The sequence below is a fragment of the Caballeronia sordidicola genome (assembly GCF_002220365.1).
Classification (GTDB): Bacteria; Pseudomonadota; Gammaproteobacteria; order Burkholderiales; family Burkholderiaceae; genus Caballeronia; species Caballeronia sordidicola_C.
Genome location: NZ_MTHB01000256.1, coordinates 187,203 through 211,171 on the forward strand (window position 1 = coordinate 187,203; position 23,969 = coordinate 211,171).

General features: G+C 58.8%; 21 protein-coding genes and 1 pseudogene. 10 read left to right on the forward strand and 12 right to left on the reverse strand.

All coding sequences use genetic code 11. The features are described from left to right. Positions 1-151 precede the first annotated feature (151 nt). From BSU04_RS36760 to BSU04_RS36795, 8 genes are all read right to left on the reverse strand, one after another. The gene (locus BSU04_RS36760) at positions 152-901 is read right to left on the reverse strand and encodes an amino acid ABC transporter ATP-binding protein (protein WP_089165202.1); all 750 of its coding nucleotides are present in this window, start codon (positions 899-901) and stop codon (positions 152-154) included. Further along, positions 901-1,578, reverse strand: coding sequence for an amino acid ABC transporter permease (locus BSU04_RS36765; protein ID WP_089165138.1), 678 nt, complete (start codon positions 1,576-1,578; stop codon positions 901-903). Before BSU04_RS36765 ends, BSU04_RS36760 begins: the two co-directional genes overlap by 1 nt. A 47-nt stretch (positions 1,579-1,625) precedes the next feature. After that, positions 1,626-2,405: an amino acid ABC transporter substrate-binding protein gene (locus tag BSU04_RS36770; RefSeq protein WP_089165139.1), complete on the reverse strand. Its 780-nt coding sequence runs from the start codon at positions 2,403-2,405 to the stop codon at positions 1,626-1,628. A 159-nt stretch (positions 2,406-2,564) separates the two neighbouring features. Further along, complete coding sequence (locus BSU04_RS36775) at positions 2,565-3,512, reverse strand: D-isomer specific 2-hydroxyacid dehydrogenase family protein (protein ID WP_089165140.1); 948 nt, start codon at positions 3,510-3,512, stop codon at positions 2,565-2,567. A 187-nt stretch (positions 3,513-3,699) separates the two neighbouring features. After that, positions 3,700-5,340 carry a chaperonin GroEL gene (groL, locus tag BSU04_RS36780; protein ID WP_089165141.1) on the reverse strand — a complete coding sequence of 547 codons (1,641 nt, stop codon included), beginning with the start codon at positions 5,338-5,340 and terminating at the stop codon, positions 3,700-3,702. A 13-nt stretch (positions 5,341-5,353) separates the two neighbouring features. Beyond that, on the reverse strand, positions 5,354-5,647 hold the full coding sequence (locus BSU04_RS36785; RefSeq protein ID WP_089165142.1) for a co-chaperone GroES: 294 nt from the start codon (positions 5,645-5,647) through the stop codon (positions 5,354-5,356). Positions 5,648-5,775: 128 nt separating this feature from the next. Then, entirely contained in the window at positions 5,776-7,134 is a 1,359-nt protein-coding gene (locus tag BSU04_RS36790) for an LLM class flavin-dependent oxidoreductase (RefSeq protein WP_089165143.1), read from the reverse strand. Positions 7,135-7,254: 120 nt separating this feature from the next. Further along, on the reverse strand, positions 7,255-8,898 hold the full coding sequence (locus BSU04_RS36795) for an ABC transporter substrate-binding protein (RefSeq protein ID WP_089165144.1): 1,644 nt from the start codon (positions 8,896-8,898) through the stop codon (positions 7,255-7,257). 396 nt (positions 8,899-9,294) lie between these two features. Between BSU04_RS36795 and BSU04_RS36800 the strand changes: the two genes are divergently transcribed. The 8 genes and pseudogenes from BSU04_RS36800 to BSU04_RS36835 all read left to right on the forward strand — a co-directional run bounded on the left by BSU04_RS36800 (position 9,295) and on the right by BSU04_RS36835 (position 16,581). Beyond that, positions 9,295-10,113 carry an ABC transporter substrate-binding protein gene (locus BSU04_RS36800; protein WP_089165145.1) on the forward strand — a complete coding sequence of 273 codons (819 nt, stop codon included), beginning with the start codon at positions 9,295-9,297 and terminating at the stop codon, positions 10,111-10,113. A 95-nt stretch (positions 10,114-10,208) separates the two neighbouring features. Next, the gene (locus tag BSU04_RS36805) at positions 10,209-10,934 is read left to right on the forward strand and encodes an amino acid ABC transporter permease (protein WP_089165146.1); all 726 of its coding nucleotides are present in this window, start codon (positions 10,209-10,211) and stop codon (positions 10,932-10,934) included. Further along, positions 10,931-11,668 carry an amino acid ABC transporter permease gene (locus BSU04_RS36810; protein WP_089165147.1) on the forward strand — a complete coding sequence of 246 codons (738 nt, stop codon included), beginning with the start codon at positions 10,931-10,933 and terminating at the stop codon, positions 11,666-11,668. The genes BSU04_RS36805 and BSU04_RS36810 overlap by 4 nt, the downstream gene beginning before the upstream one ends. 238 nt (positions 11,669-11,906) lie before the next feature. Then, positions 11,907-12,383, forward strand: a complete 477-nt coding sequence (locus BSU04_RS36815) for a rhodanese-like domain-containing protein (RefSeq protein ID WP_089165148.1) — start codon at positions 11,907-11,909, stop codon at positions 12,381-12,383. 38 nt (positions 12,384-12,421) lie between these two features. Next, positions 12,422-13,351 (forward strand): serine O-acetyltransferase EpsC, encoded by a 930-nt coding sequence (gene epsC, locus BSU04_RS36820; RefSeq protein WP_089165149.1) that lies wholly within the window; start codon positions 12,422-12,424, stop codon positions 13,349-13,351. Beyond that, a complete protein-coding gene (locus BSU04_RS36825) occupies positions 13,348-13,578 on the forward strand; it encodes a helix-turn-helix domain-containing protein (protein ID WP_047846259.1) in 231 nt (76 codons plus the stop codon). The genes epsC and BSU04_RS36825 overlap by 4 nt, the downstream gene beginning before the upstream one ends. Positions 13,579-13,692: 114 nt before the next feature. Further along, positions 13,693-14,625 (forward strand): family 2A encapsulin nanocompartment shell protein, encoded by a 933-nt coding sequence (locus tag BSU04_RS36830; RefSeq protein ID WP_089165150.1) that lies wholly within the window; start codon positions 13,693-13,695, stop codon positions 14,623-14,625. Beyond that, positions 14,600-16,581 (forward strand): annotated as a pseudogene (locus tag BSU04_RS36835) (family 2A encapsulin nanocompartment cargo protein cysteine desulfurase). Before BSU04_RS36830 ends, BSU04_RS36835 begins: the two are co-directional and overlap by 26 nt. An 817-nt stretch (positions 16,582-17,398) precedes the next feature. Here BSU04_RS36835 and BSU04_RS36845 read toward each other — a convergent pair. The 4 genes from BSU04_RS36845 to BSU04_RS36860 form a co-directional block, all read right to left on the reverse strand. Further along, the gene (locus BSU04_RS36845; RefSeq protein WP_179258564.1) at positions 17,399-18,112 is read right to left on the reverse strand and encodes an OmpA family protein; all 714 of its coding nucleotides are present in this window, start codon (positions 18,110-18,112) and stop codon (positions 17,399-17,401) included. 15 nt (positions 18,113-18,127) lie between these two features. Beyond that, positions 18,128-18,868: a motility protein A gene (locus tag BSU04_RS36850; RefSeq protein ID WP_089165153.1), complete on the reverse strand. Its 741-nt coding sequence runs from the start codon at positions 18,866-18,868 to the stop codon at positions 18,128-18,130. Between the two features lie 69 nt (positions 18,869-18,937). Next, positions 18,938-20,170 (reverse strand): cyclic nucleotide-binding domain-containing protein, encoded by a 1,233-nt coding sequence (locus BSU04_RS36855; protein WP_373452907.1) that lies wholly within the window; start codon positions 20,168-20,170, stop codon positions 18,938-18,940. 535 nt (positions 20,171-20,705) lie between these two features. Then, on the reverse strand, positions 20,706-21,602 hold the full coding sequence (locus tag BSU04_RS36860) for a LysR family transcriptional regulator (protein ID WP_089165155.1): 897 nt from the start codon (positions 21,600-21,602) through the stop codon (positions 20,706-20,708). 106 nt (positions 21,603-21,708) lie between these two features. On the opposite strand from BSU04_RS36860, the gene BSU04_RS36865 reads away from it, so the two are divergent. Together BSU04_RS36865 and BSU04_RS36870 are read left to right on the forward strand one after the other, a co-directional pair. Next, positions 21,709-22,932, forward strand: a complete 1,224-nt coding sequence (locus BSU04_RS36865; protein ID WP_089165203.1) for an MFS transporter — start codon at positions 21,709-21,711, stop codon at positions 22,930-22,932. 32 nt (positions 22,933-22,964) lie between these two features. Next, entirely contained in the window at positions 22,965-23,873 is a 909-nt protein-coding gene (locus BSU04_RS36870) for an alpha/beta fold hydrolase (protein WP_089165156.1), read from the forward strand. Positions 23,874-23,969 lie beyond the last annotated feature (96 nt).

Genomic DNA, 23,969 nt, shown 5'->3' on the forward strand with positions numbered 1-23,969 from the left:
ATCCCATTAGACTGACCACTCGCGCGACGGCCGGACGCCGTCGCTCTCCTTGGAGGAGTCTGCGTCGCAAGGTTGTCATTTCCCACTGACCACAGGAGCTAAACGCACGTCACGTTCCGACGTCGGCGAACTCACAACCGCATTGCCGCGATCACGTCTGCCGGGTGAGAACGGAAACGAAATTCGCCGTTTCTGGCTGCTTCGGCCGGTTGAAGATGTCGTCTGCCAAACCGGATTCGATCACGCTGCCACCGCTAAGGAAAACGACCTCGCGAGCAATCGATGCGGCCAGACGTAAATCATGCGTAGCAAACAGCATGGTCATGCCTTCTTTCGCGAGCTGGCTCAATACGTCGATCACTTCGGCCGCGAGTCCGGGGTCGAGCGCAGAGGTCGGTTCATCGCACAGAAGAATGTCCGGAGAGGGCGCCAGCGCTCGCGCAATGGCTACCCTCTGCTGTTGCCCACCGGAGAGCGTGGCCGGCCAGGCATCGGCCTTCTGCGAGATGCCTACCTTCTCCAACAGCGCGCCTGCTCGTGCCCGCGCGCGCTCCTTGTCCCATCGCTGCACGGTGATGAGACCCTCCATCACGTTCTGTATCACCGTCCGGTGCGGGAACAATTGAAAGCTCTGGAACACCATTCCCGTCTTGCGGCGTATTCTGAGTACCGAATCGCGAGACGGTTTCTCCGTGCTGCTGAATTCGACCCGCTCGTCACCTAGCGTGAGCGATCCGGTGTCCGGAATCTCAAGCAGGTTCACGCAACGCAGGAGCGTGCTCTTGCCGCTGCCTGACTGCCCGATCAGTGCCGTGACCGTACCCTGTGCGAGCGTCAGATCGACCGACTTGAGCACATGATGTGTACCGAAGGTTTTCTGGATTTTATCGAGGGCGATCATCATTGGCCCCTCTTGAACAGAGCATGTTGGCCGAGTCTTCTTTCAAGGTGAACCTGAGCCGAGGACAACACGGAACTGAACACCAGGTAGATCAATGCCGCTTCCGAGTACAGGATAAGCGGTTCATACGTTACCGAAGCAATCCGTTGAGCCGCCTGAAAGATCTCCGGCACGGTGAGCACCGCGGCAAGCGAGGTGTCCTTGATGAGCGAGATAAACGAGTTCGCCAAGGCAGGCAGGGCGACCCGCGCAGCCTGCGGCAAGATTGTCCGACGCAGTGCTTGCGAGCGCGTCATGCCCATTGAATACGCGGCCTCCCATTGTCCATTGGGAATCGATTCAACCGCACCCCGGATCACTTCCGAGTTGTAGGCGCCCACGTTCAGCGAGAAGCCGATAATGGCCGCAGTGAGCGGGTCGAGCACGATACCGACGTTGGGCAGGCCGTAGAAAATCACGAAGAGTTGCACCAGTAACGGTGAGCCCCGGATCAGCCACACGTAGAACTGTGCAATCTTCACCGCCCATCGCGGTCCAAACAGCCGCACAAGTGCGGTTGCAAATGCCAGTGTCAAGCCTAGCGCAAACGATGCAATGGTGAGCGGCACCGTGAACACGAGGCCTGCGTACAGGAGTGGCCAGAGTGACTCGACCATCAAGTGGAGCCATGCCGGCATATTTTCGGCTCTCTAAGAATGAGGTATGGGCGGTGCTGAGCGCGATGCTACTTCGATACATCCTTGCCGAAGTATTTCGTCGATATCTGCTTGTAGGTACCGTCTGCCTTGATCTCGGAAAGCGCTTTGTCAATGGCGGCCAGAAGCTGGGGGTTGCCCTTCTGGATAATGACGCCGGAGTACTCGCTGTCAGCCGAATTGTCGATTGCAGCGATCTTTACCTTAGCGTCCGGCTTGTGCTTCTTGAAGTCGAGGAAGGAGAGACTGTCGTTCACCGTTGCATCGACGCGGCCTGACGTCAGCAAATCAATTGATTCGTTGAAGCCCTGCACGCCCACTACGTCAGCGCCGTGATCTTTCGCGATCTTGCCGAAGTTGCTGGTCAGGGTATTGGCTGATTTCTTGCCCTTCAGATCGTCGAAATTTTTGATCGTCGTGTTATCCGAGCGCACGATCAGGGCCGCATGGGATGCGATATAGGGCTGCGAGAAATCGTACTTGGCCTTGCGGGCGTCGGTAATGGAGACCTCGTTGATGACCGCGTCGTAGCGGTTCGCGTCGAGCCCTGCAATCAGCCCGTCCCACTTGCCTTCGACAAACTCCGGTTTAACACCTAGGCGTTTGGCGATGGCCTGACCGATTTCTACGTCGAAGCCTGTCAGCTTGCCCGATTCGTCGTGATAGGTGAAGGGTGCGTAAGTGCCTTCGGTCCCGATCTTGATGACACCGGCGCTCTTGATGCTTGCCAGGTCGTCGGCTGCGAAGGCAGTAGAAACAGCAGTCAGTTGCACGATGCCGGCAAGCAGCATGACGTTTAGAATTTTCATGACGGGTGACTCCTTAGGAATTATCTTTTGTCTGTTTCATCTTCGACTAGCTAAGACGCAACGCTTCGGCGCGACTTTAACAAGGGGGTTTGGTTTCACAAAGCATATTGATGTAGAAGGATATGTCTGGATCGAATAAAGGCGGCGCGGGTCGTTTGTCTAGTAGCCCCGGTGGATATCGACAAGATCTTCCAGCGACGTACCGTGAGTAAAAGCGCTGAAATTGCGTGCGAACTTGGCGGCCAGTTCGGCCGCATTGTGCGGGCCGATCGCCGACGTGTGTGGCGACAGGCGGATGCGCGGATGCGTGTAGAACGGATGCCCGGCCGGCAGCGGCTCGGGCTCGGTGACGTCGAGCGATGCCGCATCAATTCGGCCGTCAGCAAGCGCCTCTAGCAATGCCTCGTTATCGATTAATGAACCACGCGCGACATTAATCACGTGTAATCCCGGCTTCGCTCGAGCAAGCAACTCTCGACTGACAATATGACGGGTTGCTGCAGTAGCCGGCGCCGCGAGTACGAGATGGTCTGCTTCTCGAACCAGTTCGCCGATATCGGCAACAAGCGTGACGCCCGGCAGGTCCGGCGCGGTAGAAGCTTGGCGCCGCACTGCGATGACCCGGGCGCCGAGCGCAAGCGCTTTCTGCGCAAGAGCCTGCCCGATCGAGCCCAGGCCGAATATGCCGATCGTGCTGCCGTGCACGGTTGCGAGGGGCGTCAATGCCCATTGCTGCGCGTCGTGAATCCAGATGTCCGGCAGACGTTTCGCGTGAGCAAAGATTGCTGCCAACGCGAATTCTGCAATGGCTGTTGAGGAGGTGCCGCGCGCGGTAGTAACGGGCAGGCCTTCGAAGAACCAGCCCGGATAAAAGTCGATCCCCGATGAACCAAGTTGTACCCAGCGCAGCCCGAATGGCCAGCCGGCGGGGGCATGCTCCGGTGCCCGTGCGCCTCGTATGATGATGGGCGCGGCGACCAGGATCGACGTCTCGTCAGGTAGTTCGGCCGGCACCCCTCGGGGGATACCTACTACCCGGACACCAGGCAGAAGCGCACGCACTGCATCATTGAATGGCTCGGCGAGCTGGCTGGCTATTGTGACCATGGATTATCAGAAAGGGGAGTAGCGGTACGCCTGATCAGGGAGCGCTGACGGATTGATCAGGACTGCAGGAAGAAGATAGGAGGAAGCGTAAGACCTGGCGAAGCGCAGCGCATTGAATTTGAAGCGCACGTCGGGGCGTCTGAAACAGACGCGCCGACGTGCGTATGTAGATACAGGCGGGAAAACCTCAGAAATCGAAGCCCGGCCCACCCGCACCCGGTCCGCCCGCTTGCCCTGCAGGGGCCGCGTTTTTCGGCGCTTCAGTTATCGTTGCATCGGTCGTGAGCAGCAAGCCCGCGATCGATGCCGCGTTTTGCAATGCAGTGCGCGTGACCTTGGTCGGATCGAGCACACCCGATTCGACCAGATCGCCGTATTCACCGGTCTGCGCGTTGTAACCAAAGTTACCCGTGCCCTCGGCGACCCTCGCGACGACGACGCTTGCTTCCTCACCGGCATTCGTGACGATCTGACGCAACGGTTCTTCCAATGCGCGCAGTACGATCTTTACGCCGGCGTCTTGATCTGCGTTGGCGCCCTTCAGACCGCTGATTGCCTGCTTGACGCGGATCAGCGCGACGCCACCACCCGGCACGATACCTTCTTCAACTGCCGCACGCGTCGCGTGCAGTGCATCGTCAACGCGGTCCTTCTTCTCCTTGACCTCGATCTCGGTGGCACCGCCCACCTTGATGACCGCCACGCCGCCGGCCAGTTTCGCGACACGCTCCTGCAGCTTTTCGCGATCGTAGTCTGAACTCGCTTCTTCAATCTGTACGCGGATCTGCTTGACGCGTGCCTGGATATTCTTCGTGTCTCCGGCGCCGTCGATCACGATGGTGTTTTCCTTGCCTACTTCAATGCGCTTGGCTTGGCCCAATTCCGCCAACGTCGCCTTTTCCAGCGTGAGGCCGGTTTCTTCTGCGATCACCTGGCCGCCGGTCAGGATCGCGATATCCTCTAGCAGTGCCTTGCGACGATCGCCAAAGCCCGGCGCCTTGACTGCCACTGTCTTCAGAATGCCGCGGATGTTGTTGACCACGAGCGTCGCGAGCGCTTCACCTTCAACGTCTTCCGCGATGATCAGCAATGGCCGTCCCGCCTTCGCGACCAGTTCCAGTACCGGCAGCAGATCGCGAATATTTGACACCTTCTTGTCGTGCAGCAGAACAAACGGATCTTCCAGAACGGCGACTTGTTTATCCTGATCGTTGATGAAGTAGGGCGACAGGTAGCCGCGGTCGAACTGCAGTCCTTCGACCACATCGAGTTCATCGTCGAGGGACTTGCCGTCCTCGACCGTGATCACGCCTTCCTTGCCGACACGGTCGATCGCTTCGGCAATCCGCTGGCCGATCGACTCCTCGCCATTCGCCGAGATGGTCGCGACCTGGGCGATTTCCTTGCTGGTCGTGGTGGGCTTGCTGATCTTTTTAAGTTCTTCGACTGCGGCGATCACGGCCTTGTCGATACCGCGCTTCAGGTCCAGTGGATTGAGACCTGCAGCCACGTATTTCAGCCCTTCGCGTACGATCGCCTGCGCCAGCACGGTCGCTGTGGTGGTGCCGTCACCGGCGTCGTCGCTGGTGCGCGACGCGACTTCCTTCACCAGTTGCGCGCCGATATTTTGCAGCTTGTCGGCCAGCTCGATTTCCTTCGCTACCGACACGCCGTCTTTCGTCACAATCGGTGAGCCGAAGCTGCGCTCCAGTACTACATTACGGCCTTTCGGGCCGAGCGTTACTTTCACTGCATTGGCGAGGATGTTGACGCCTTCGACCAGTTTCGATCGTGCGCTGTCGCTAAAGACAATTTCTTTGGCTGCCATTTCTGAAGCTCCGTTATTGTTGGGTGACTACGGCGACAATGTCTTCTTCGCGCAGTACGAGCAGTTCGTTGCCGTCGACCTTGACTTGCTGGCCCGAGTATTTGCCGAACAGCACGCGTTCGCCGACCTTCAGGTCGGGCACGATGCGCTTGCCATCGTTATCACGCTTGCCGGGGCCAACGGCAATGACTTCGCCCTGGTCGGGTTTTTCTGCGGCGCTTTCGGGAATGACGATGCCCGATGCGGTTTTTGTTTCCTGGTCGAGACGTTTGATGATCACGCGGTCGTGGAGCGGACGAAGGCTCATAGTCGGTTTTCCGTTGGGGTCAATGAGTAGCACTCCTTGCAGCCGGGCGCTAACAGGAATTGAGTATAAGAATGTGTCGAGGCTCGATCCAATAACGAATACTTGAAACGTTATCCGCGTTTGGCATTTCAGCTTGCCGCGCGTTTCTGTATAGCCTGTACATAGCGATTTTCCGGACGCGGAAGTCCCAGGTTCTCGCGTAGCGTCGTGCCTTCATACTCGGTGCGAAAGAGTCCGCGTCGCTGCAATTCAGGCACGACCAGTTCTGCAAACTCAGTCAGCCCGCCTGGCAACCATGGCGACATGATGTTGAAACCGTCGGCGCCTTCTTCTTCGAACCATTGCTCCAGTTGATCCGCGATACTCTCCGGAGTGCCCACGACCTGCTGGTGTCCGCGAGCCCCGGCTATGCGCAGATACAGGTCGCGAATGCTAAGGTTCTCGCGCCTCGCCAGGTCGAACAGCAGTTGCTGCCGGCTTTTGCCGCCATTCGTTTCAGGCAAGTCGGGCAACGGCCCATCGACGGGGTACTTTGATAAATCGACACCGCCAGTCATTTTCGACAGCAGTGCGAGGCCGACATCGGGATGAATGAGGTCCTGCAGTGCGTTGAACTTTGCACGCGCCTCGTCGTGGGTTCTGCCGATCACCGGGAAGATGCCCGGCATGATCTTCAGATCGTCTGGCTTCCGGCCATATTTGGTGAGCCGCCCCTTTACGTCCTGATAGAACGCCTTGGCTTCATCGAGTGTCTGGTGCGCAACGAAGATCACTTCCGCGGTCTGCGCGGCGAGCTCGCGGCCGGCATCCGATGCGCCGGCTTGCACGACCACCGGCCAGCCCTGCGGCGAGCGAGCGACATTGAGCGGGCCGCGCACCTTGAAATGCGCGCCGCGATGATCCAGCGTATGCAGTTTGTCAGGATCGAAATAGATGCCGCTTTCACGGTCGCGAAGGAAAGCGTCGTCTTCCCAACTGTCCCAGAGGCCTGCGACGACGTCGTAGAATTCGCGTGCACGCTCGTAACGAACTGCGTGAGCCGGGTGTTGCTCGAAACCGAAGTTCAGCGCTTCCGTCTCGCTGCTGGACGTAACCAGGTTCCAGCCTGATCGGCCGCCGCTCAAATGGTCGAGCGAGGCAAACTTGCGTGCGACGTTGAATGGTTCATTGAACGTGGTGGAGACCGTCGCGATCAAGCCGATGTTTTTCGTCACTACGGACAAGGCGGCCAGTAGGGTTAGGGGTTCGAAGTGGTCGGCGCGGGCCGTGCGCGAGAGCGACGCGAGATTCGTATCGCGGATGCCTACACTGTCCGCGAAAAACACCGCGTCGAACTTCGCGCGTTCGGCGATCTGCGCGAGTTCAGCATAATGTGAGAAATCGAGGCCGCCAGCCAGATGCGTATCGGGATGACGCCAGGCAGCGATATGGTGTCCTGTCTCCATCAGGAAAGCACCCAGCTTGATCTGCCGCTTGGCCTTGCTCATTGTTTGCTCCACGTCGTTGGGTGGTTCGGATGGGGGGATGCATATTCTTGGCCGTGGACACGTTTTCAACAATCAACGATTTTTGCTTTGCATATTCAGTGCAATGGCTAATGCATGGCGTTAAACCACAAATACGTCCGCGAGGTTGCCGCTCAGGCCGTCGGCGGTGAGCGTATGGTTGTGTACGCGTTTGTTGTAGATAGTCACCTGCTTCAATGTCACCAGGTCGACGATCGGCAAATCACGTCCGACTATCTGTTGAAACTGCCTGAAGTAATCCACTCTTTTACGCGGGTCGTTTTCGACAGCCGCGGTTTCCAGCAGCCGGTCGACCTCCGGGCTTTCGTAATGTGTTGCGTTCGAGAACGGTACGCCTTTTTTGAAGTTGTGCGACCAGTAGAGACGCTGCACACCGACCGTCGGATCGAAGGTATTACCCAGGAAGTTCGCGTCGAGATCGAAGTCACGATCGGTATAAATACGCTTCACATAACTGCCGAAATCCTGCGAGCGCACGGTTGCCTCGATGCCGGCGCGCCGCAGGGTTTGCCGCAGATACTCCGCCAACCGGACGAACGTGGGGTCATAGGGGTTGTAGTCGAGATTCAGCTTGAAGCGGAAGCCGTCGGACTGACGTGGAAAGCCCGCCTCGTCTAATAGTTGTTGCGCACTGGCAAGGTCGTACGGCAACGCTTTCGCGGCGGGATCGTAGAACTGGGTAAGCAGCGGACTGATGGGTGACGGCGAGATGATCCCGTAGCCGTACCAGACCGAGCGAAGGATCGCTTGTCGATCGATCGTATGGGCGATCGCCTGCCGCACTTTCGGATTGGCGAGGTAGCGGTTGTCGAGATTGAACTGCAGTTGAGTCAGTGCCGCGTCGTAGCTGTAGCCACGCGTTTCGAGCGCCAGATGCGGCAAAGCCTGTAGCCTGGCAATGTCGGTCAACGGGACCGGATTCTCTCCAGCGAGATCCAGTTCCCCCGTTTCCAGCGCAACAGCGCGCGCTGCCGGGCCGCTCATGAAGCGCACTACCAGCTCGTCGATGTAAGGCTTCGGCGCATCCCAGTAGTCTGGATGACGGGCGAAGACGGCGTGACTGCCGCGCGCCCAGGTTTTGAAAATGAAAGGTCCGGTCCCTACAGGATTAATATTGTGAGGATTACTCAGCGGCTCGCTGCCGTCGTATAAATGAGCGGGCAAGATGGGCGATTCGGACGCAGCCAGCGCGTAGATGAGGTAGGGCGCCGGTTTCGACAATCGCAGTACAGCAGTGTGAGCATCCGGCGTCGCGACTTCGATCACGTTCGCGAAGGTCGAGCGTCCTCGCGAATGGTACTGCTTCAGCAACCCGATTGATGTCGCAACATCTTTCGACGTAAACGGCTTGCCGTCGTGCCAGCGTACATTCTGACGAAGCGTGAAGCGGTATTCACGGCCATCCGCGCTAAGGGTCCACTGCGTCGCCAGTTGAGCTTGCGGGCGAACGTCGAAGTCGTAGCTCAACAATCCTTCTGTCACTTTCGGACTGATTTTTTGCTCGGCGCCTGCAGTGGTCGCGAAGTTGATTAACGCGTTCGGCTCGGGATTGACCAGCAATGTAATCCTGCCACCCCGTCTCGGCGCTACCTCCGGCGCCGCTGACGTGCCGACGGCACTGGCTGCCAGCGATGTCAGCGGAGCCAGTGCGACTCCGGCCGCGCCGCTCGCCAGACTGAGGAGGGTGTTGCGGCGGCTGGACTGAAAGGGTTTGCGCTGAATCATCGATAGTTCTCAAGGTTGGCAATAGGGTTAAAGCAGTCGGGTTAAAGCAGTTGGGTTAAAGCAGTTGGGTTAAAGCAGTTGGGTGAATGCAGTTGCGCCGGATGGGGACGCCACGCTTGGCGTGTCGCACCTCAAGTCGCCACACGCGCAATCATAGGATCCGAGTTAGCGTACGGGCCTAAGGCGCGGGACTCAACGAAGCAATTGCGGGATCTTTATGATTAGCGAGGTGGTTGGCCTAAGTCGTGGTTTGATTTACCCGTATTGATTATTCCGTCTGACGCTTAGCACAACACGAATCGATGGTTCGTCACGGCCCGGTGCGCTGTTACATTTCCGGCTGTGATGCACCGCTTGTGTGCTCGCTCTATCTACAACTGCGCAGACCAACACATAATGAAAATCAAACTTCTCACCGCAGCTTTCATGGGGTCGCTGCTGATCATGTCGAGCCTGGCGCATGCCGATCGCCTCGACGATATCAAGAAGGCCGGCGTGCTTCGCGTGGCGACTTTTGACAGCAATCCGCCGTTCGGCTTCGTCGATCCGAAGACCAACAAGATAGTCGGGCTCGACGTGGACTACGCGAAAGCCGTCGCTGACAAACTCGGCGTGAAGCTTGACATCCAGCCGACCAACCCGGCCAACCGCATCGCATTTCTGACATCGAAGAAAGTGGATCTGGTTTTCGCCAACTTCACTATCACCGACGAACGCAAGAAGGAAGTCGATTTCAGCACGCCGTACTTCGCGTCGGGCACGCAGTTCATCGCGAAGAAGGGCACGCTGAAGTCGCCGGATCAACTGAACGATTTACGTATTGGCGCGGATAAAGGCACGACTAACGAGCAACAGGTTCGCGCTCAATTCCCGCGGGCAACGATCGTGGCCTATGACGACACACCTTTTGCATTCGCTGCGCTTCGAACGGGCAACGTCCAGGCGATCACGCAGGATGGTCCGAAGCTCGTCGGCTTGCTTGCTAACGTGCTGGACCGCGACAAGTACGAAATCCCGGCTTTCACCATATCGAACGACTATGAAGGCGTGGGTGTTCCGAAGGGTGAGCCGAGGCTGCTGGGTTTCGTCAACGACACGCTGACGGGTCTCGAAGCAAACGGTACCGCGAGCCATATCTACGACCAGTGGTTCGGGCCGAAAAGCCGCGCGCCGCTGCCGCGTCTGTTCAAGATCGGTGATCCGCAGAAGAGCTGATCGCTACGTGTTTCATCATGCCCGGTTCGACCGTGGACGGTCGAACCGGGCATTTCAATCCAATCTTTCCATCCGTATTTACCTGAATGATTCCAATGAACGGATGGCTTGCGCCGAAGTACCTGATCTGGCTGCTGCAGGGTTTCGGCATGACGCTCGGATTGTCAGTCACGGTGATGGTCACGGCGACGTCATGTGGCTGCCTGCTGGCACTTGCGCGCACTTCGCGCTTGGCGCCGGTGCGTCGTGCCGCCGCGCTCTATGTTTTGGTGTTTCGCAACTCGCCGCTGATCGTACAGCTGCTGTTCTGGTATTTCGGCGTGGCGACGCTTTTGCCTGAAGCGACAATGGTCTGGTTAAACACCCCGCATGCGGTGGATCTCGGCCTGTTCAAGTTGCATTGGCCATCGTTTGAATTTGTCGCCGGCTGGATCGGGTTGACGTGCTATTCAACCACGTTCATTGGCGAAGAATTTCGCTCGGGATTATCGGGTGTTCCAACGGGGCAGCACAACGCGGCAGCCGCGCTTGGACTCACACCGTTCGCTGCATTCGTTCACGTGATCTTGCCGCAGGCGGTGCGCATTGCGACGCCGCCCTTGTTCGGGCAGTACATGAATATCGTCAAGAACTCGTCGTTGACCATGGCGATCGGGCTGGCCGAGTTGTCGTATTCGTCGCGTCAGGTCGATACGGAAACCTTCAAGACGTTTCAGGCATTTGGCATGGCAACGGTGCTGTACATACTGACCATCGCGATGCTGGAAGTTGCGCTCGTGGTAGTCCAGCGCAGCGGTTCGCGAGCGGCGGTGCGCCGATGAACAACGCCTTTTCCGCCATCCTGTCCAATCTGCCGTACTTGCTCGTCGGCACGTTTCCCGATGGCCCTTTAGGGGGCGCCGCGCTGACGCTGGTGATGGCCTCGATCTCCGCCGTGTCGTCCGCGATCCTCGGGCTGGCAGGCGGCATTGGATTGGCCATGACGCGTAGCACGGGCCACTTGATCCTGCTCGCGGTAATCGGATTCTTCCGCGCCATACCCGTCCTGATGCTGATTTTCTGGACCTTCTTCTTGCTGCCGGTTCTGCTTCACATCAACGTTCCCGGTTTGGCGACTGTCGTGGCCGCGCTATCGCTGATCGGCGGTGCCTACCTGTCGCACTCGGTTCACGCGGGTATCGAAGCGGTGGGGAGAGGGCAGCGGCAAGCGGCGCTGTCGCTTGGGTTGACCCGCTGGCAGGCGATGCGGCATGTACTGCTGCCGCAGGCCATCCGCATCATGGCGCCGTCGTTCATCAACCAGTGGGTGTCGCTCGTCAAGGACACCTCGCTGGCGTACATCGTTGGCGTGCCGGAACTCGCGTTTCTCGCCAACCAGGTAAATAGCCGGCTCATGATCTATCCGGTGCAGATATTTCTGTTCGTAGGTCTCGTCTATTTGATTCTATGCACATCGCTCGATGCATTGGCGACTCGCCTGCTGCTGGGACGCGCGCAAGGCGCTGAGCAGCGGGTGACAGCGCCGCCAGCGGCTATTGTCCCGGCTCCGGATTGAGGTCAACGTCGGCCTCGCTTGCTTTCAATAATTACGCGAAAGGCGCACGCCCGTTGCGCGATCTTTTCTCGTCCAACGATTACCGATGTGCCTAAGCCTGCTTTAGAAATACGTTTTTATTGGTTCAGCTTCTGATCGGCCTCTTTCATAGTGTCAATTGATGGCTATAGACGGTTGCATTTCCCCTGGCAACCGTCTCGCCTCGCTGAGTTTTCAAGTGACAGTACAAGGAGACGTCATGGCAGTTGAATTGGAAGAACGCGTAACTCACGAATCTCATGCGGCATTGGACGCAGCGCGCGCAGCAGCGTCAGCGAACCAGCTGCCTTACGCGGGAGGCATTTCACCTCGCGACGCGTTTGCGCTGATCGAGTCGGGTTCGGCGGTACTCGTGGATGTCAGGACGGCCGAAGAGCGCAAGTTCGTGGGTTCCGTGCCGGGCAGCATCCACGTGGCTTGGGCGACAGGCACGTCGCTTACGCGCAACCCGCGCTTTGTTCGGGAACTGGAAGCAAAGACTGGCAAGGACGCAGTGGTGTTGCTGCTCTGCCGCAGCGGCAATCGTTCAGCGCTTGCCGCGGAAGCTGCGACGAAAGCAGGCTTTACTCAAGTGTTCAACGTCCTTGAGGGATTCGAAGGGCGACTGGATTCGCAACAGCGGCGAGGCGTGCAGGATGGCTGGCGCTTTCAGGGTTTGCCGTGGATTCAGGATTGATCTAACTCTAATGGCTTGACGCCGAAGGATCTCCGACTGTGGCCGCATTTGACATCGACGACATCGTCCAATCGCTCCAGACGGTGCGCCAGCAATGGCGCGAAGTGCAGAAGCGCTCGCTCGAGCCGGGCGGGCGCGAACTACCCGCGCGAGAGGCGCTGGCCGATATTCTAGAGACCTTGAAGGGCGTGCTTTTTCCAATGCGGCTTGGGCCGCACGATCTGCGGCAGGAAAGCGAAAACTTCTACGTGGGGCATGCACTGGATTCAGCCTTGCATGCGCTATTCGCCCAGGCACAACTCGAATTGCAATACCGCGATCGTCATCTGTCACGTGACGATGAGAACATCGCTACACGTGCAGGCGTTGCGGTTCGAGCGTTCGCGGCCAGGCTTCCCGAGATCCGCACGCTCCTTGATAGCGACGTGCTCGCCGCCTATCACGGCGATCCGGCCGCCGGCAGTGTGGACGAGGTGCTGCTTTGCTACCCCGGCGTTCTCGCCATGATTCATCACCGGCTGGCGCACGAGCTATACAAACTCGACCTTCGCCTGCTTGCGCGCATTGTGGCTGAACTGGCGCACGGCGCAACCGGCATAGACATCCATCCAGGCGCCCGGATAGGCAAAGGATTTTTTATCGATCATGGGACGGGCGTGGTGATTGGCGAGACCACAGTCATTGGCGATCGCGTGCGAGTGTACCAAGCTGTTACGCTCGGCGCGAAACGGTTCCCCCGCGATGCAGAAGGGCATCTGGAGAAAGGGTTGGCGCGGCATCCGATCGTGGAAGATGAAGTCGTGATCTATGCGGGCGCCACGATTCTCGGCCGCGTCACGCTTGGCCGGGGGGCGGTGATCGGCGGCAATGTGTGGCTCACCCACGACGTTGAACCGGGTGCGAACGTCACGCAGGCCATCTCGCGCAATGACGGCGTGCAACCGCGCGTTGCGGCGACCGTGTCATGACCGAAGTCGTCCGCAACTTCGGCGCAGCCGTCAGGCTTTTACGTGAGGCGCAGGCCTGGTCGCAGGAGCAGCTAGCCGAGCACGCCGGCCTGAACCGCTCCTATATTGGTGAGATTGAACGCGGCAGGGTGACGGCATCCATTATTACGGTGCACAAACTCGCCCGCGCGCTCGACGTTCCCATGGCGGAGTTACTACAACCCGAGCCAGTGACCGGGCCAGGGTGATCATTTTTTCCGAAATGCCGTCTATAGCATGTTGAATGATCGGGGTCGTCGTCTTGATAATGACGTCTCCTGATAAGCATTCCCGTTTTTCTTCTATAGACTTTGGAGCTTCACATGACGGCAACTGTGGGCGGCCAGACGGCGCTCGGCGATAACGCAGCACGGCAACTAGCCAATGCCACCAAGACCGTTCCCCAGCTATCGACTATCACCCCGCGATGGCTCACGCACTTGTTGCAGTGGGTCCCGGTCGAAGCTGGTATCTACAGGTTGAACCAGGTCAAGAATCCCGAGGAAGTGAAGGCGGCGTGTACGCAACGTGAAGACGAAAGCGAGCTGCCGCGAACGTTCGTTCCTTACGACGAAAACCCGCGTGAGTATTTTCTTAACGCGGTCAGCACGGTCCTCGACGTGCAAACCCGTGTGTCGGATCTCTATAGTAGTCCGCATGATCAGATCAAGGAACAGCTGCGCCTGACGATCGAAACGATCAAGGAATTGCAGGAAAGCCAGCTCATTAACAACCCCGATTACGGCCTCCTGGCGAATGTTGCTGAAGAACAGCGCGTGTTTCCGCTGACTGGCGCACCGACTCCTGACGATCTCGATGAACTGCTGACGCGCGTCTGGAAAGAGCCCGCGTTTTTCCTGACTCATCCGCTCGCCATCGCGGCTTTTGGGCGCGAGTGCACGCGTCGCGGTGTGCCGCCGCCGACCGTGAGTCTGTTCGGTTCCCAATTCCTCACGTGGCGTGGCATTCCGTTGATTCCGTCGGACAAGGTTCCTGTTGCCGATGGCAAGACCAAGATCCTCTTGCTGCGCGTAGGTGACAAGCGCCAGGGTGTGGTTGGCCTCTTCCAACCGGGCGTTGCAGGCGAGCAAGGGCCGGGGCTTTCAGTGCGCTTCATGGGTATCAACAACCATGCGATTGCCTCGTACCTGATTTCGCTGTATTGCTCGCTCGCAGTGCACTCGCCGGACGCACTGGCGGTTCTGGATGACGTGGAGATCGCCAAGTACCATGACTATCCTGACACCTACAAGTAAGCCAGTGAACAGCGCTTCGCTTCCTGATGTTCCGCCGGGCGCGGCGCCCGTGGGCTTGCCGGATGCCGCCATGTTGTCGCGTCTTGCGAATGCGTTCTTTTCGGCCTTGCCGGGGAGTGCTACGCCCGCGCTTGCGAGCCTTGGCAGTGGCAGTGGTGAGTCGCTCTCGGCAGGGTTGCCGGTGGCGGCACCCGTGCTTGCTTCGGCGAGCAACCCGGCGCCCCCTGGGTCGCCGTTGGCGGGGCCGGGCGGTGCAGGGACGGGTGTGCCGGGCCTGAGCCTTCCGCAGGGCAAGGCGCCAGGCGCCAACCTGCTTCCTTCGTCGCCCACGCACGTATTGTCATTGGGCAATCGGGTGCCGGCGCTGGCGCCGCATGCGGTTTCGCAAAACAACGTACCTGACTCGGTGACGAGCGCCGCACCGGCGCTGGAACCTCGCTTCGGCGGCGCTGCGCTGGGCGTTGGCGCGCCTGATGCCGGTCAACGTGATCAATCGGCGTCGCCGTTTTATTTCCTTCGAGACACGAGCGCAAGCCGAGAATTGCCGTTGCCCAGTCATGATGTGCCCACGTCCGAATCGCTCGGCTTGCCCTCTATTGACGACTTGCGTTCGTTCAACGGACACGAGCGTTCGGTGTCGACGAGTGGTGAGCCTGACCGTAGCGGTTCGTTCTACTTTCTCGACAATGCCCGTGCGCCACATTCGAATGAACACTTGCCGCAGACCGGTTCCGCGCATCCCCCCTTCGATGTCAACGCTATTCGTCGCGACTTCCCGATTCTGCAGGAGCGCGTGAATGGGCGTCAGCTCGTGTGGTTCGACAACGCTGCGACCACGCAGAAGCCGCAGTCGGTTATCGACCGTCTGTCGTATTTCTACGCGCATGAGAACTCGAACATTCACCGTGCTGCGCATGCATTGGCAGGACGCGCGACCGACGCATATGAAGGTGCGCGCGACACGGTGAGGCGCTTCATTGGCGCCGCATCGGCGGAAGAAATCATCTTCGTGCGCGGCACGACAGAAGGCATCAACCTGATCGCGAAGACGTGGGGCGTCCAAAACGTTGGCGAGGGCGACGAGATCATCGTGTCGCATCTGGAGCATCACGCCAACATCGTGCCCTGGCAGCAACTCGCCGCACTTAAGGGCGCGACGCTGCGTGTGATTCCAGTCGACGACTCGGGTCAGGTCCGTCTCGACGAGTATCAGAAGCTGCTCAACAGCCGCACGAAGATCGTTTCGGTAACGCAGGTGTCGAACGCATTGGGTACCGTTGTGCCCGTGCAGGAGATTGTTGCGATGGCGCATCGTGCTGGCGCCCGGGCGCTGGTTGACGGCGCGCAATCGGTCTCGCACATGCGTGTGAACGTGCAGGAAATCGATGCTGATTTCTTTGTGTTCTCAGGCCACAAGCTGTTCGGTCCTACCGGTATCGGCGTGGTCTTGGCAAACGCGATCTGCTCGAGGACATGCCGCCGTGGCAAGGCGGCGGAAACATGATCGCGGACGTGACGTTCGAGAAGACAGTGTTCCAGGCACCGCCAAATCGCTTCGAGGCGGGCACGGGCAACATTGCCGACGCAGTAGGTCTTGGGGCTGCGATCGACTACATGACGCGCGTGGGCATCGAGAATATCCGGCGCTACGAACACGATCTGCTGGCCTATGCGACGAGCGTATTGCAGCCGGTGCCGGGCGTGCGTTTGATCGGTACCGCGAAGGACAAAGCCAGCGTATTGTCGTTCGTGCTGAAGGGCTACGAGACGGAAGAGGTAGGGCAGGCGTTGAACGAAGAAGGGATTGCCGTGCGTTCAGGTCATCATTGCGCCCAACCGATTCTCCGGCGCTTTGGCGTGGAGGCGACCGTGCGGCCGTCGCTAGCTTTTTACAACACGTGCGACGAAGTCGACAGGCTCGTGTCCGTCGTGCGCAGGCTTTCGTCGCGGCGGTAGGCTGAAGCTGGAAATAAGTAACGAGTAACGCAGCGCGCGGTCACCGCGACCGCGCGCTGACAGAAGGGCGCCACCTGGTCACGGTCCCCATATGCGACTGTAAGGGGATTGGCTCCGGAAGGTCGTTCAGCCGCCGCGTTCCCTGGGCCACTTTGGGAACGGCCAAACGTCCGCGCCTGGTTCAGCCACGCGGATGACCTTAGCGGTCCGCCCGCGGCATCCACACGACGTTCGAAGGCCGCTTCGTACGTAACTAGACGGAAAGATCTTCCCGGACCCGCAGTCACACTGGAAAAACCAGCGTGCGCCGTTCTTGCCGTGATTCACGTAGTGGGACGCAGTAAGTTGGCCAAAGCGATTGCCGGCCGCGATTTCAATCTGACGCAAGCAGCCGCACGATAGCGTCTTACGGTACTTGACGCTCTGAGCGGCGAGCACCTTTTCGACGCCGCACGCGCACCTGAAAAGCCAGCGAGAACCGTCCTCGCGGGATAGAGCGGTAAGCCTGCCAAACGTCCGACCGGTGATATCGATTGCCATCTTGAGTCAGCTCAAAGCAAAACTGCTTGTCGTAAAGGTTCCAGGGCTCTCATTTCGTGCAGGCGATCAGAACGTGGATTGCCGGCGAGTATGCTGGATAAGCCTACGCTACCGGGTCAGTTCCTTGCAGATCGCCTCGATTAGTTGAGAAATCATACCAACATCATCGTACGAGCCGCGCCGTCGTGATATTAAAGCCCACGCTCGCAGTCATATCCCCACAACAAAGCTCTTTGCATCGCTCAACCCGATCGTTGGGCACCTCATTCGCGCGGGTTTACCGTGGGCTAGCCGGAACATCGTATTGCACAACGATCACAACTCTGCGATTGGCTGCGCGGGCAAATGGATCGTCTCCCATCACAGCGGGTATATTGTCCGCGCGGCCAATCGCCGCGAGCCTGTGTGGCTCGATGCCCCGATCGACCAGGAATCGTACGAGCGAGCCGGCCCTCGCGGACGAAAGCTCCCAATTTGACTCGTATTTTGCCGTCGATATCGGCACGGAATCAGTGTGTCCTTCGACCAGGATCTGTTGCGCCGAGTGTTCCTTGAGCGCCGCCGCCACCTGGTCCAGCACTGCGTTTGAATCCTGCATCAGATGCGCCTCACCAGAGCGAAAGAGTATCTTCGCATTGATTTCGATCTCGACGCCGCGCGCACTTTCGATTACCCGGATTTCCTGCTTGTCGCGCATAGCCTTCAGTGCGGAAATCAGTTCTTTCCTGGACGCCTGGACCTGTTCGAGCGCCGCAGTCCGGGGCGCTTGAACGTTCACGTCGTTTGCACTCCGCTTCTCTAACGGTGCAAGCGTCAGACTTTTCGTTTCAATTTCCCGATGCTGGGCTAGCTGCATCGCGTACAGCGCGATGAATAGCACCATCAGGGTGGTCACGAGATCCGAGTACGAAATCAGCCACCGCTCGGAGAGTATCTCAGCCTCGTCGTCGAACTTGGGATTGGGTTTGAGTTTGGTAGATACTGAGGACATGATCTTCATGCGCCTCTAAGTAATATCCGCCACAAGGCGGGCTTCGATCAACTGCGGAGACTCTTTGCGGGAGATGGCAAGCAAGCCGTCAAAGTACAATTTCTTGAAGCGTAATTCGCTATCGATCCGCGCCTTGATTTTTCCGTAGATAGGCAGCAACAGGATGTTGGCGAGAGCCAGTCCGTACAGCGTCGTGATAAAAGCGACCGCGACACCCTGACCAAGCTGAGCAGGTTCCAGGAGGTGCCCGGTCACCTGAACCAGACCCAGCACCGCGCCCAGGATGCCGAAGGTAGGAGCATAACCTCCGGCCTGCAGCCATATCCGCGCCGCTGCCATCTGATTGCGCTCGTACGCGTCCAGTTCTCTTTGCAACGCATCCTCGATCACGGCAGTCGGCACACCATTGGCGATCAGCTCCAGTCCTCTCTTGGCAAAGGGGCTGATGCCTTCGGGATCGATGGTTTCGAATGCGAGCATCCCTTCCACTTTTGCTTTATGACCCCATTCGAGCAAGATGGTCAGGTTTGCCCGATCCACTGGTTTGGCGTTGGTGAAAACCATGCTGAGTTGCCTGACCCCGGCCGAAAACTTGACCCACGTGTTCTGAACCATCACGGCGCCGATCGTGCCGCCCAGCACAATGACAATCGCTTCCACCTGAAAGAGCGTCAGGAAGCGGCCACCTTCCAAAGTGAACCCGGCCACGATAGCGACGATGCCAAGCAGCGCTCCGCACAGCGTTAGGATGTCCATTCGATCTCTCGTTTATATTTTGACGACTGTGACTGGTTTCGATGCTGATCCGCCGTACTGGCCAGATATTCAGGTTCCGACCGAAAGCTGTTCGGGGGCGTCGGCTGCAGGCCCGGCTTTTATCGACTTGACCAGTTGAATGAAGCGTTCTTCGATGTCCTGTATCTCGAGAGGATTGATCACGAGGTCGCGCCGCATGATCCACGACGTCTCGCTTTGCCGTGCCTTGGTCATGACTGAAAGCAACCGTTCAGAGACCGTGTGGTCCGTCGCCGAAGCGAGCAGTTTCGCGAGATCGTAGGTATCGAACGCGCTGACGGCATCGAATAGCGTGCGGTCGTCAATGAGATCAAGGTCCGTAAGCGATTCGAGTTCGCTGGCTGGTCGCGCCTTTTTCTTGGAGAAATAAGCTACGCCGTTCTTTTCGATGTACGTCAGTACTTTGGTTCGCCGGAACGCGAAGATATCTTCGGCAATTTCCGCACGCGAGAGCTTATCGAGTATCAACTGTCTCTCGACGCCGATAAGCGCCTCAAGGTCAGACAGTTCTATCAATTCCAGTTCGCTGGCGATCGAAATATCAAGATCGTGGTCACCCACTCGTTGAGCACGTTCGATGATTCGCACGGGATCGAACGTGACAACCTGCCTGCTGATGGTGTCTTCGGCGGCGGGAGTCGGGAGGTTGCCGAGAAAGTCCGCGTGACCGGTTTCGAGCATGACGAGGTTGAGTTTCTCCATGCGTTTGAGCATGGCCATGACATGCACGCGCGGATGCCCTGCTATTGCCTGGCACCGCTTGCAGACGTCAGTAAGCGCGATTGACACTTCATCGGATTGGAGCCGGCGAGCTCGTGGTTCCCGACTTTCACCTCCCGCCATCAAGCTGAGCACGTGGGCGTAGGAGACAATGCCGGGCAAGAAGTCAGCGTTCGTGTATGTCGCCAGGAGTTCGTCCTTTCTTTTGTTTCTGCGAATCAGCGTGCGCATCAAGTGGCGAAGGAGCGGTGAGACGCGCTCCAGTTCTTCTTCGACGAGCTTTGCTTCGATCACGCTCAATCGGCAGAAGCTAAGCGCCTTCGCGGTCGACCCGCGCGGCTCCGAAGGCAACAACGCGGACTCTCCGAAGCACTCTCCCTTGCCCAGGGTCGCAAGGACAACACGCCTGTCGTCGCATTTCGCCGAAATCTCGACTTTTCCTTCGGCAATCACATAGATCGCCGAGGTTCCGATATACCCTTCCGAGTAGATGACTTCACCCGGTGCGACTGTCCGCAGTCTGGACAAGGTTTCCTGATTCAATGTAGCCCCCGAAGTGTTGACGCCCGGTCCCATTTTTGTTTGTCGGGCACTCAAGCGTTTGGCCGATATTTACGTGTTCTGGGTGCAATATCGGCCCTTTTTGGGAACTCTTTAGCGACGGTTACGCAACAAATTGATCGATTGGAGGAGGGCGTAAGAGCGCTGCTCCCGGGCGCGTTCTAACGATCATTTTCTGCAAATACGCAAACGTTAAAGCGGGTCCGCAAGGGCCAATTGGCGTCAAGCTTGCATGGGAAGACCGAATGCGTCAGCGGGTAAAAGCGCGGTGTTGCGGCGAGCGCTTAATAGACGGTTTTGCCGCAGCAAGGCGTGAGGAGGAACTGAGATCACTGCGCAAAGCATTGCTTGAATTTCAAGGTCGTAGCATTGATCTTCGTTTGTAACGCTTTCATTTTTGCGATTTCAATAAATAAGTATTGCTATGCATTTATCGCCATATAACCCATCAGTACGATGGCACTTCGTTGTTGCGAACGCGAACCCGACGCCTCGCTGCCAGTGAGCGCGTATAGCGCTACAGCTTCTCATTCCCCAGTCTCGCCGCGAGAAAATCAACCAGCAACCGGGTCCTCTGCGGCAACATCCTGGTCTTGAGCCACATCGCATGCAGCGGCAATGGCGACAGCTCGTAATCTGACAGCAAGACTTCGACCATGCCGGCATCCAGCCAGTTGCGGATCTGCCAGAACGCCGCTACTCCGATCCCCATTCCGCCCGCCGCTCCAGCGTTGACGGCGGCCACCTGGTTACTGTCAAATCGGCCCGCTACACTAACGTTGATAACCTTGCCGTTACGATCGAAAAAGCGCCATCGCGCGGGATGCTCCACGCCGGTCCGAATGACGCAATCGTGCTTCGTCAAGTCCCGCGGATGTGCCGGCCGGCCATGTTCAGCAAGATAACCGGGTGCAGCAAACACGACGCGGCGAATCGTCCCGATGCGCCGCGCGACCAATCTGGAATCCGGGATTTCGCCAATGCGAATCGTGACATCCGCGCCGCTTTCGGCGGGATCACGATACTCATCGCCCAGATCCAGTGACAGGCTCAAATGCGGATGCCGTTGTAAAAACTCGGCGGCAAGCGGCGCGACATACTGTGGCCCGAACAGCGTCGGCGCGTTCACACGCAAGCGCCCCGTGAGCTTGTGGGCCTCTTCGGCCAACTCCGTGCGCGCCAGTTCAAGCTCGGACAGTGCACCTTTGATACGTTGGTAATAGCGCAGGCCGGCAGCGCTTGGCCGGGACGTGCGCGTCGTGCGCACGATCAACGTCGAGCCGTGCGCACGCTCGAGCTCTTGCAGTGAACGACTGACCGCCTGCAGCGAGCGCCCAAGGCGGCGCGCGGCGCTTGTCAGGCTGCCTTCCTCAACGACCGCCACCAATGTTTCGAGATCACGTAGCGCGTCCATCCGACTATTCTCCCGATTTTCGTGAGGATGAATCAAACTTTACGCTGATTATCATTAACTGGCACTGGAGTAGCATCGATTTACCCCCACTTCCGGCGTGCTGATCATGGACTTTCCCGCTCTCCGATGTAACACCAATGCCCCTGCAGAGTTGCCGGCACGGGCCGTTGCCACCTTCTGGTTTGCAGCAATGGTCGCTGTCGCCGTGTTACCGCTCTATGCATCGCAAACATTGATCGGGCCGCTGGCGACGGGATTGCATCTCGGCGCGTGGACTACGCTCGTGACGGCGCTGACGTTGTTCGGCTATGCGGTTGGACTGGTCGGGCTCGTGCCGTTGGTCGATCGCTGGCCGAACCGTGCATTGATTGCTGCGACGCTGATCGCGCAAATCGTCTGCCTCGCAGGGGCGGCCGCGGCCTCTGCGGCGGCGGTGTTTCTGGCGGCATCCTTCGCTGTCGGCGTGACCGCGAGCGTCGTGCAGATGCTGGTGCCGGCAGCCGCATCGCTCGCGCCAGCCGCATCGCGCGGCAAGGTGGTAGGCAATGTAATGAGCGGCCTGATGCTAGGCATCCTGTTGTCGCGGCCGATTGCAAGCGTCGTCGGCGGTGCGTTCGGCTGGCGCGCATTCTATGCCGGTGACGCGCTGCTGCTCGCCGGCGTTACGCTCGTCGTGGTGCCGCGTCTACCCGACGTGCGGCCAGTGGGCACGCCGCCGTATCGCGACTTGCTCACATCGATGGGGCGACTCGTCGCGCAGGAGCCAGTGCTGCGACGGCGTGCGCTGTACCAGGGATTGCTGATGGCAGGGTTTAATACCTTCTGGAGCAGCGTGGCTATCGTGTTGACGCGTGCGCCGCTCCATCTGGGCAGCACTGCGGTGGCGCTGTTCGCACTGGCCGGCGGAGGCAGCGTTTTTATCGCACCGCTGGCCGGCCGGGCGGGCGATAAGGGTTGGACGGCGCGAGCGACGACCTTGGCACATTTCATCGTCTTGGGAGCGGCATTAGTAGCGGCGTTTTCCCTGGTGCCCGGGATGCCCCGCATGGCGTCGATTGGCCTGCTCGCGGCAGCGGCATTTTTCATCGATGGGGGCGTGATAGCCGATCAGGCGCTCGGCCGTCGCGCGATCAATTTGCTCTCGCCCGAATCACGTGGCCGGGTGAACGGCCTCTATACAGGTCTGTTCTTTCTCGGCAGCGCCGTGGGCGCAACGATCGCTGGACCGGCGTTCGCTCATTGGGGCTGGCCCGGCGTATGCACGGCAACGCTAGCGTTTTTTGCCGCAGCCGCCGTGCTGCATGCACGCGAGAACTCACACGGCGCATGATTGCCGCAACCCGCATCTTGAGGAGAATTGCCATGTCATCCACACGCGCCACCATGCGCTATCGCAGCATCGACATCGATGGACTAGACGTGTTCTATCGTGAAGCAGGCCCCGATGACGCGCCGGTGATTCTGCTGCTGCACGGCTTTCCGTCGTCGTCACGCATGTACGAAACGTTGATGCCGTTGCTCGCCACGGACTACCGCGTGATTGCCCCGGACTATCCCGGCTTCGGGCACAGTAGCGCCCCATCACCGGATCAGTTTGAATACACATTTGATCATCTTGCCGATGTAATGACGCGCTTGGTCGACAAGCTCCAGGTGCAGCGCTACACATTGGTCATGCAGGACTACGGCGGTCCCGTTGGATTGCGCGTCGCTCTGCAACGGCCGGAAGCGATCGAGACGCTGGTCGTTCAAAATGCCGTAGCGCATGATGAAGGGCTCGGTCCGTTATGGGACACGCGCAAGGCGTTCTGGAAAGATCGTGCGGCGCACGAACAGGCGCTGCGCGCCAACCTCCTTTCGCTCGCCGCAACGAAGCTTCGTCATGTTGGTCACAGTCCGGATCCGGAGCGCTACGACCCGGACAGTTGGACCGACGAGTTCGCGTTTCTGTCGCGTCCCGGTCAGATCGACATTCAGACCGAACTCTTTTACGACTATCGGACCAACGTCGAGCGCTATCCGCAGTGGCAAGAGTATTTGAGGAAACACCAGCCACCTACGCTTGTCCTGTGGGGCAAAACCGATCCGTCGTTCTCAGTTGCGGGCGCTCATGCGTACCGGAACGATGTGCCGGACGCGGAGGTTCATCTACTCGAAGGTGGCCACTTCGTGCTCGATGAGGCATGCGATGAGGTGGCCCTGCTAATGAAGCGTTTTCTCGACGCCAAGCTGAAAGACGGGCGTTGTCAGGTCGATGTGCCGGGCGAGTAAGAGGGCGAGGTGAAGAAAGCGGCATCGCTCTATTACGGCCACCCGTTCGCAGGTAGTTAAAAGGACTGGCGCACCGCGTGCGGAATCTTGCATCGT